We start from the raw sequence: 8,574 nt of genomic DNA, 5'->3' as shown, positions 1-8,574 counted from the left end.
TCTGGTCCCCCGGCGAACACAACGGCACCTTCCGCGGCAACAACCCCGCCTTCGTCACCGCCACCGCCGCCCTCGAGCAGTACTGGGCCGACGACCTGCTCAGCCTGTCGACCGCGTCGAAGGGCAAGCGGATCGGTGAGATCTTCGCCAACCTCGCGGATTCGTTCGACGGGGTCAGCACCCGCGGGCGCGGCATGGTGCAGGGCCTGGTATTCGACGATCCCGGCAAGGCGGTCAAGGTCTGTGGTCTCGCCTACGACGAGGGACTGCTCGCCGAGACCTCCGGTCCGTCGGACGAGGTCGTGAAACTCCTTCCGCCGCTGACGATCACGAGCGAGGAACTCAATCACGGCCTGAGCATTCTCGCCGAGGCGACCGCGAAGGTGTGTGCCTGACATGATCGTGCGTACCACCGACGAGATCACCGACACCGACCGCGACATCACCAGCGCGGACGGCAACTGGCGCTCGAAGCGGATCGTCCTCGCCGGCGACGGCGTCGGATTCTCCTTCCACGAGACCACCATCGCCGCCGGATCGGTCAACGAGTTCCACTACGCCAACCACATCGAGGCGGTCTGGCTGATCGAGGGCGACGGCATCCTCACCGACCTCGACACCAACGAGGTGTACGAACTACGGCCGGGCACCATGTACCTGCTCGACGGCAACGAGCGGCACCGGGTCGAACCGGTCACCCGGATGCGGATGCTGTGCGTGTTCAATCCCCCGGTCACCGGGCGGGAGGTGCACGACGAGAACGGCGTCTACCCACTGATCGAGACACCCGCCCGCCGGTGGGTAGCATCGAGCCATGTCGAAGATCGGCACCAAGGTCAGATCCCTGTTCCATCGGCGCCGTCCCGTCACGCGGGAGGATGCCGCCGAGATCGCCGACTGGGTCAACGAGGGTGGCGCGCCGCACCCCGACGGCCCGCCGGTGGTCGACGACGAGGACGGACCGGGGTCGCGCCGGGACGGGTCGCGCTAGCCTGGACTCCATGACCGCATCCACCGCGCCTCGGACGACGGTGGATCTGTTGGAGCTCATCCGGGGCCGCAGCGTCGTCGCGTTGACCGGTGCGGGCATGTCCACCGACTCCGGCATCCCCGACTACCGCGGACCCGACGCGCCTCCCCGGACCCCGATGACCTATCAGCAGTTCATGGGCGACGCGGCGTTCCGGCGGCACTACTGGGCCCGCAACCACCTGGGCTGGCGGTACATGGACGGGGCCCGACCCAACTCGGGTCACCGTGCGGTGGCCGCACTGGAACGGACCGGCACGGTGCGCGGGGTGATCACCCAGAATGTGGACCTGCTGCACACGAAGGCGGGCAGCCGGTCGGTGATCGACCTGCACGGCAGCTACGCGCAGGTGCGATGCACGCGATGCGGGCACCGGATCTCCCGCATGTCGCTGGCCGAACGACTGGACGCCGCCAACCCCGGCTTCGCCGAATCCGTTGCCGCCGCGTCCGGTGTGGAGATCGCGCCGGACGCCGACGCCGTACTCGAGGAGACCGCGCACTTCCGCGTCGTGGACTGCGCGCGCTGCTGCGGCGTCCTCAAGCCGGACATCGTCTACTTCGGCGAGTCCGTCCCCCGCGACCGCGTCGACGCCGCGTTCGCGATGGTCGAGTCCGCCGATCTGCTGCTGGTGCTGGGTTCGTCGCTGACGGTGATGTCAGGGCTGCGCTTCGTCCGCCGGGCCGCGAAGCTCGGCATGCCGATCGCGATCGTCAACCGCGGCGCCACCCGCGGCGACGACCTCGCCACCCTGAAACTCGACGCAGGCTGCGCGGAGACCCTCACCACTCTCGTCACCTGAACCCTCCCCCGACACGCCACCCGACCCCGCGTCGACCTTCCCCCCCGGCTGCCACCCCCCGGCTGCCACCCCCGGGTTGACCGAATGTGGGATTCGGTCAGCCTGACTGACCAAATCCCACATTCGGTCAGCCTGAGCGGACGGTCAGAGTCGGACGAGGTCGTCGGCGTGGACGACGGGCCGCTGCATGTCGGACGGCAACTCCATCGTGGACCGGCCGAGCATCTCCTCGAGTTCCGCGGCGTCGTACGCCACCACACCCCGCGCCACCGGCAGGCCGTCGGGGCCGAGCAGCGAGACCACGTCGCCGCCGTGGAATCGGCCGCCGGTCGCGGTGATGCCCGCCGGGAGCAGGGAGCGCCGCTTGTCGACGACCGCACGGACGGCGCCCGCGTCGAGGTGCAGCTCACCCTGGGTGTCGGCGGCGTGCCGGACCCAGAACTTGCGCGCCGACATGCGCGTCGGACGGGCCGCGAACGCGGTACCGACGCTCGCCGTCGACAACGCCTCCGCCGCGTCGGTGGCGGCGGCCAGCAGCACCGGGACACCGGAGTCGGCGGCCAGGCGTGCCGCGGACAGCTTCGAGGCCATCCCGCCGGTGCCCAGCGCCCCCCCGGAGCCGGCGACCACACCGTCCAGGTCCTCGGGGCTCGTCACCTCGGGGATCAGGATGGCTCCGCCCTTACGGGGGTCCCCGTCGTAGAGACCGTCGACGTCCGACAGCAGCACCAGCGCGTCGGCGCTGACCAGGTGCGCGACCATCGCCGCGAGCCGATCATTGTCGCCGAACCGCAGTTCGGTGGTCGCGACGGTGTCGTTCTCGTTGACCACCGCGACCGCGTGCAGCGCCCGCAACCGGTCCAGCGTCCGCTGCGCGTTGCGGTGCTGGGTGCGACGGGCGATGTCGTCGGCGGTGAGCAGCACCTGCCCGACCGTCCGGCCGTACCGGTGGAACGAGGTGCCCCACGCATGGGCGAGCGCGAGTTGACCGACACTCGCCGCCGCCTGCTTGGTCGCGAGGTCCCGGGGGCGTTTCGACAGGCCCAGCGGCGCGATGCCCGCACCGACCGCGCCCGACGACACCACGACCACGTCGGAGCCCGCGCGCATGCGGGCCTCGACGGCGTCGGCGAGCGCGTCGAGTTTCCTTCTGTCCAACCCGGATTCGAGACTGGTCAACGCCGACGAGCCGATCTTGACCACGACACTCCGGGCGGTGGCGATCTGGGTGCGGGTGTCGGACACCCCGGTCACTTGCCGTCGCCGTCGGAGTCCAGTCCGCGGCGGATGCGACGCGCGTGCTTGCGTTCGGCGGCACCGATCCGCTCATCCTGGTCGAGGCGGGCGTCGGTGCCGCGACCGGTGCGGGTGATGTCGACACCGGCCGCGGTCTGCGGCTCCCAGTCGAAGCTGACGTCGCCGATCGTCACCGAACAGCCGGGCTCGGCACCCATCTTGATCAACCGGTCCTCGACACCGAGACGGGCAAGCCGGTCCGCGAGGTAACCGACGGCCTCGTCGTTGTCGAATGCGGTCTGCCGGATCCACCGCTCGGGTCGGGTACCGCGGACGATGAAACCGCCGGGCGTCTCGGGGTCGGCGATGATGCTGAACCCGGTCTCATCGACGGCGATCGGGCGGATCACCTGCCGCTTGGGTGCGGCGGGCGGGTGCGCGATGCGGTAGTCCTCGACCATCTTCGCCAGCGCGAAGGTCAGCGGGCGCAGGCCGTCCCTGCTCACCGCGGAGATGGTGAACACGGGCCAACCGCGTGCCTCGAACTCGGGGGTCACCATCTCGGCGAGCTCCGCCGCATCCGGCACGTCGGCCTTGTTCAGGATCACGATGCGGGGCCGGTCGGCGAGGTCACCGAGTCCCGCGTCGCCGGACAGCGCCGGGGTGTACGCGGCCAGCTCCGCTTCGAGTGCGTCGACGTCGGACACCGGGTCGCGACCGGGTTCGAGGGTCGCGCAGTCGACGACGTGCGCGAGCACCGCGCACCGTTCGAGGTGCCGCAGGAAGTCGAGGCCGAGTCCGCGGCCGTCGCTGGCGCCCGGAATCAGGCCGGGCACGTCCGCGACGGTGAACGTGGTGTCACCGCTGGACACGACGCCCAGGTTCGGCTGCAGCGTGGTGAACGGGTAGTCGGCGATCTTCGGCTTGGCCGCGGACAGCACCGACACCAGCGACGACTTGCCCGCCGACGGGAATCCGACGAGGCCGACGTCGGCGACCGACTTCAGTTCGAGCACCAGGTCGCGTTCGACGCCCTCCTCGCCGAGGAGCGCGAAGCCGGGCGCCTTGCGCGCCTTCGACGACAGCGCAGCGTTGCCGAGCCCGCCGCGCCCACCCTGCGCGGCGACGAACCGGGTTCCGGTGCCGATCAGGTCGGCGAGGATGCGGCCGTCCCGGTCCAGCACGACCGTGCCGTCGGGGACCTTGAGGACGAGGTCGGAGCCGTTGCCGCCCTCTCGGTTTCCGCCCTCACCCTGGCGGCCGTTGGTTGCCTTGGCGCGGGGATGGAAGTGGAAATCCAGCAGCGTGTGTACGTTCGAGTCGACGACGAGGATCACGTCACCGCCCCGACCGCCATTGCCGCCGTCCGGTCCGCCGAGCGGCTTGAACTTCTCGCGGTGCACCGAGGCACACCCGTTGCCGCCCTTGCCTGCGCTGACGTGCAGCGTCACGCGGTCGATGAATCGGGACATGACTGCCGGATCCTTCCCTTCAGTCGGTGAAAAGCAGGAGGGGCGGGCCGGGTGTGTGACCCTGGCCCGCCCCTCCTGGAAGCGTTGCTCGAAGCAGCAGACTCAGGCCTGTGCCTCGGCCGGAACGATGTTCACGGTCTTGCGTCCACGCTTGGTGCCGAACTCGACGGCACCGGCGGCAAGGGCGAACAGGGTGTCGTCGCCGCCACGACCGACGTTGACGCCGGGGTGGAAGTGCGTGCCACGCTGACGCACCAGGATCTCGCCTGCGCTGACGGACTGGCCGCCGAACCGCTTCACGCCGAGTCGCTGGGCATTCGAATCGCGACCGTTGCGCGAGCTGGATGCACCCTTCTTATGTGCCATGACAGACCCTCCTGGGTTGGAAGAAGACTCGGAGCCCGAGTTACTTGATGCCGGTGACCTTGAGGACCGTCAGCTTCTGCCGGTGGCCCTGACGCTTGTGGTAGCCGGTCTTGTTCTTGAACTTGTGGATCCGGATCTTCGGGCCCTTGGTCTGCTCGACGACCTCACCGGTGACCGTGACCTTCGCCAGCTTGTCGGCGTCGGTGGTCAGCTCGGCTCCGTCGACGAGGAGGACCGGGGTCAGCGAGACAGCAGCGCCGGGCTCACCCTCGATCTTCTCGACCTTGACGAGGTCACCAACAGCGACCTTGTACTGCTTTCCGCCGGTCTTGACGATCGCGTACGTTGCCATCGGACGGCTACCCCTTGCTAATTCGAACGTGCTCACGCGACTACCGCCGCGCGACTGGTCTGTGTACTTGCTTCCCCGGACACCCCGGCACCCGGACGGGCGCAGCAGAGCGGTGTCACCGAGTAGCGACCGCTCAAGGTTACGGGATGGCGATCGGCAGGGTCAAACCGCCCCACCCGCCGCCGTTGCCCGTGACCTCGAGCGGTCGGCCAATCACGATTCCGTCGGTGGTCCGGCGGGACGCCCGGCGGACCGCCGACGCGCACGCCGCTTCGGTGCGGCGGGCTCAGCTGCCGCCGCCTCCGCCGCGCCGGACACCGGCGTGGCCTCGACGGCGGCGGCCGGCTCGACGACCGGCTCGACCACGACCGCGGGTTCCGCAGGCGCCGGGTCCGGGTGCGCGGGAAGCGTCAGCACGGTCCCCTCGTCGACGCCAGCCACGGGTGCCGCGGCCGCGCGGGAGGCCCGGCGCGACCGGCGGCGCGGGCGCGCCGCTGCCGCGGGCTCGCCAGCGGGTTCCGGTGCAGGCTCGGAGACGGGTTCGGGCGCAGGCTCGGCGGCGGGTTCGGGTGCGGTATCCGCCGCGACGACCGGCGTCTCGACGGCAGGGTCCGCGACGACGTCCGCCGTCTCCGTGACGACGACCTCGGTGGCCGCGGCTGCGGCGTCCGCCGTGTCCGGATGCTCGTCCTCGGGGTGCAGGTGTGCGGCCATCGCCAACGCCACCGGGTGCGCCCGCTTGACGGACGCGTCGGCCTCCGCGGCGTGCCCGTCCTTCTCCGGTGCTGGCTCGGCGGCCTGCGCCTTGTCGCGGCCCCGCTTGCGGCGTCCGCCACCCGATTCGCCCTTGCCCTGGTTGCGGGAGCCGGAGTCGTCACCGGAGCGGACCTCGACCGGATCGGCGTGCACGACGATGCCGCGGCCGTGGCAGTGCTCGCAGGTGGTCGAGAACGCCTCGACCAGCCCGGTGCCCAGCTTCTTGCGGGTCATCTGAACCAGGCCGAGCGAGGTGACCTCGGACACCTGGTGCCGGGTCCGGTCGCGTCCGAGTGACTCGGTGAGCCGACGCAACACGAGATCCCGGTTCGACTCGAGCACCATGTCGATGAAGTCGACGACGATCATGCCGCCGATGTCCCGCAGCCGCATCTGCCGCACGATCTCCTCGGCGGCCTCCAGGTTGTTCCGGGTGACGGTCTCTTCGAGGTTGCCGCCCGCTCCGGTGAACTTGCCGGTGTTGACATCGACGACGGTCATCGCCTCGGTGCGGTCGATCACCAGGGTGCCGCCCGACGGCAGCCACACCTTCCGGTCGAGCGCCTTCGCCAGCTGCTCGTCGATGCGCCGGACCGCGAAGATGTCCGGTCCGCCCGCCGCAGGCTCGTACCGTTCCACCCGCGGCAACAGGTCGGGTGCGACGGTCCGGATGTAGTTTTCCACCGTCGACCAGGACTTCTCGCCCTCGATGACGATCTTGGAGAAGTCCTCGTTGAACAGGTCGCGCACGACCTTGACCAGCAGGTCCGGCTCCTCGTACAGGGCCTTCGGGTTACCCGACTTGCCCTTGTCCGCTGCCTCGGCCTCCTTCTCGATGTCGGACCACTGCGACTGCAGCCGCTGCACGTCGCGGGCGAGTTCCTCCTCGCTGACACCCTCCGCGGCGGTGCGGATGATGACGCCCGCCTCCGGCGGAACCACCTCCCGCAGGATCTCCTTGAGCCGCTTGCGTTCGGTGTCGGGCAGCTTGCGGCTGATCCCGGTGGACGTGCCGCCGGGAACGTAGACGAGGAACCGTCCCGCCAGCGAAATCTGGGTGGTCAGGCGGGCACCCTTGTGCCCGACCGGGTCCTTGGAGACCTGGACGAGCACCTGGTCGCCCGGCCTGAGCGCCTGCTCGATCTTGCGGCTGTTGCCGCCGAGACCGGCGGCCTCCCAGTTGACCTCACCGGCGTAGAGGACGCCGTTGCGTCCGCGCCCGATGTCGATGAAGGCCGCCTCCATCGACGGCAACACGTTCTGCACCCGTCCGAGGTAGACGTTGCCGACCATCGACGCGGACGCCGACGTCGTAACGAAGTGCTCGACGAGGACGTCGTCCTCGAGGACCGCGACCTGGGTCAGGCCGTCGGGGTGCGCGGCACCGCTCTTCTCCCGGACCACCATCACCCGGTCGACCGCCTCACGACGGGCCAGGAACTCGGACTCGGTGAGGATCGGCGGCCTGCGCCTGCCCGCGTCCCGGCCGTCGCGGCGGCGCTGACGCTTGGCCTCGAGCCGGGTGGATCCGGAGATGCCCTGCACCTCGTCCTTGGCGCGGGCCTTGGTGCGGGGTTCACGCTCGTGCACGACCGTCGTGACACCGTCGTCCTCGGTGGCGTCGCCGTCGCCGCTGCCCTTGCGACGGCGGCGGCGCCGACGACGCCTGCTCGTGCCGTCCTCGGACTCCTCCGCACCCGACTCGGCGTCGGCCGTCTCGGCCTCCGCCGCCTCGGTGTCCGCGTCCGCCGATGCGTCGGCCGCTGGCCCGTCCTCCGCGGGAGCGGTCTCGGTGTCGTCGGCGGTGTCGGTCTCCGCGCCCTGCTCACCGCGACCCCGGCCGCGGCCCCGGCGCCCGCGGCGGCGGCGCCGGCCCTGGCCCTCCGCGGACTCGTCGTCGGCGTGCTCCGCGCCGGCCGCTCCGGCCTCCTCGGAGGTCGTGGCCTCCGCGGCAGAACCATCCGCCTGCTGCTCGCTCGCCGTCGGCTCCTCGACCGCCGCGGCCGCGGCGGTTCCGGAGGTGACCTCGATCGGGGCCGCCTCGTCGGGGGCGGCCGCTTCCCGGCGCGCGCGGCGACGACGCGGTGCGGGTTCGGGGGCCGTCTCCGGCTGTAGGAACAGCGGGGCCTGGAACAGCGGCGGCTCGGTGGCCGCGGCGGGCGCCGCCTCGGCGTCGGCGTCGGTGAACAGGCCGGGCTGCTGCGGGATGTGCGCGTCGGCGATCAGGTCGGGGGCGGCGCGCAGCACCGGGTCGGCGGCGGAAGCCGATTCGGCGGCCTGCTCGGCGGCCGGTGCCGTCGGTGCGGCCATCGCCGCGTGCACGCGCTCGGCGAGCGCGCGGTCGATGCTGGACTGGGCGCTGCGCAGTTCCGTCCCGAACTCCGCGACCTGGGCGAGCACCTGCTTGCTGGTCACGCCGAGCATCTTGGCGAGGGCGTGAACGCGCATCTTCTCCGGGAACACCGGATCGGTGGGCTGTGAATTCTCGGGCGGCGCTTGGTCGGCCACGTAAGTCTCCTCGAGCCCCCGGGCGCGTCCATCCCTGTCGGATGTGCGCGGC

At 71.0% G+C, this 8,574-nt stretch carries 7 protein-coding genes and 1 pseudogene; 3 read left to right on the top strand and 5 right to left on the bottom strand.

The annotated features are described in order from the left end of the window. The 3 genes and pseudogenes from ACFWPA_RS14655 to ACFWPA_RS14645 all read left to right on the top strand — a co-directional run. On the top strand, positions 1–395 hold a 395-nt coding region (locus ACFWPA_RS14655), incomplete at its 5' end, for an aminotransferase class III-fold pyridoxal phosphate-dependent enzyme (RefSeq protein ID WP_378570694.1). Between the two features lies 1 nt (position 396). Then, positions 397–792: pseudogene (locus ACFWPA_RS14650) on the top strand (ectoine synthase); the annotation flags it as partial. Positions 793–1,001: 209 nt separating this feature from the next. After that, positions 1,002–1,832, top strand: coding sequence for an NAD-dependent protein deacetylase (locus ACFWPA_RS14645; protein WP_378570692.1), 831 nt, complete (start codon positions 1,002–1,004; stop codon positions 1,830–1,832). 144 nt (positions 1,833–1,976) lie between these two features. Here ACFWPA_RS14645 and proB read toward each other — a convergent pair whose 3' ends face one another. The 5 genes from proB to ACFWPA_RS14620 all read right to left on the bottom strand — a co-directional run bounded on the left by proB (position 1,977) and on the right by ACFWPA_RS14620 (position 8,522). Beyond that, positions 1,977–3,077, bottom strand: a complete 1,101-nt coding sequence (proB, locus tag ACFWPA_RS14640; RefSeq protein ID WP_378570700.1) for a glutamate 5-kinase — start codon at positions 3,075–3,077, stop codon at positions 1,977–1,979. Positions 3,078–3,082: 5 nt separating this feature from the next. After that, positions 3,083–4,540 (bottom strand): GTPase ObgE, encoded by a 1,458-nt coding sequence (gene obgE / locus ACFWPA_RS14635; protein ID WP_378506506.1) that lies wholly within the window; start codon positions 4,538–4,540, stop codon positions 3,083–3,085. A 102-nt stretch (positions 4,541–4,642) separates the two neighbouring features. Then, a complete protein-coding gene (rpmA, locus tag ACFWPA_RS14630; RefSeq protein ID WP_378570689.1) occupies positions 4,643–4,906 on the bottom strand; it encodes a 50S ribosomal protein L27 in 264 nt (87 codons plus the stop codon). Between the two features lie 40 nt (positions 4,907–4,946). Continuing rightward, positions 4,947–5,258, bottom strand: a complete 312-nt coding sequence (rplU, locus tag ACFWPA_RS14625) for a 50S ribosomal protein L21 (RefSeq protein WP_378506504.1) — start codon at positions 5,256–5,258, stop codon at positions 4,947–4,949. A gap of 213 nt (positions 5,259–5,471) precedes the next feature. Further along, complete coding sequence (locus ACFWPA_RS14620) at positions 5,472–8,522, bottom strand: translation initiation factor IF-2 N-terminal domain-containing protein (RefSeq protein ID WP_378570687.1); 3,051 nt, start codon at positions 8,520–8,522, stop codon at positions 5,472–5,474. Between the last annotated feature and the right edge of the window lie 52 nt (positions 8,523–8,574).

The sequence above is a fragment of the Rhodococcus sp. NPDC058505 genome (assembly GCF_042720095.1).
Lineage (GTDB): Bacteria > Actinomycetota > Actinomycetes > Mycobacteriales > Mycobacteriaceae > Rhodococcus_G.
Note: the sequence above shows the minus strand (reverse complement) of the source record. Positions and strands in the feature narration are given on the sequence as shown.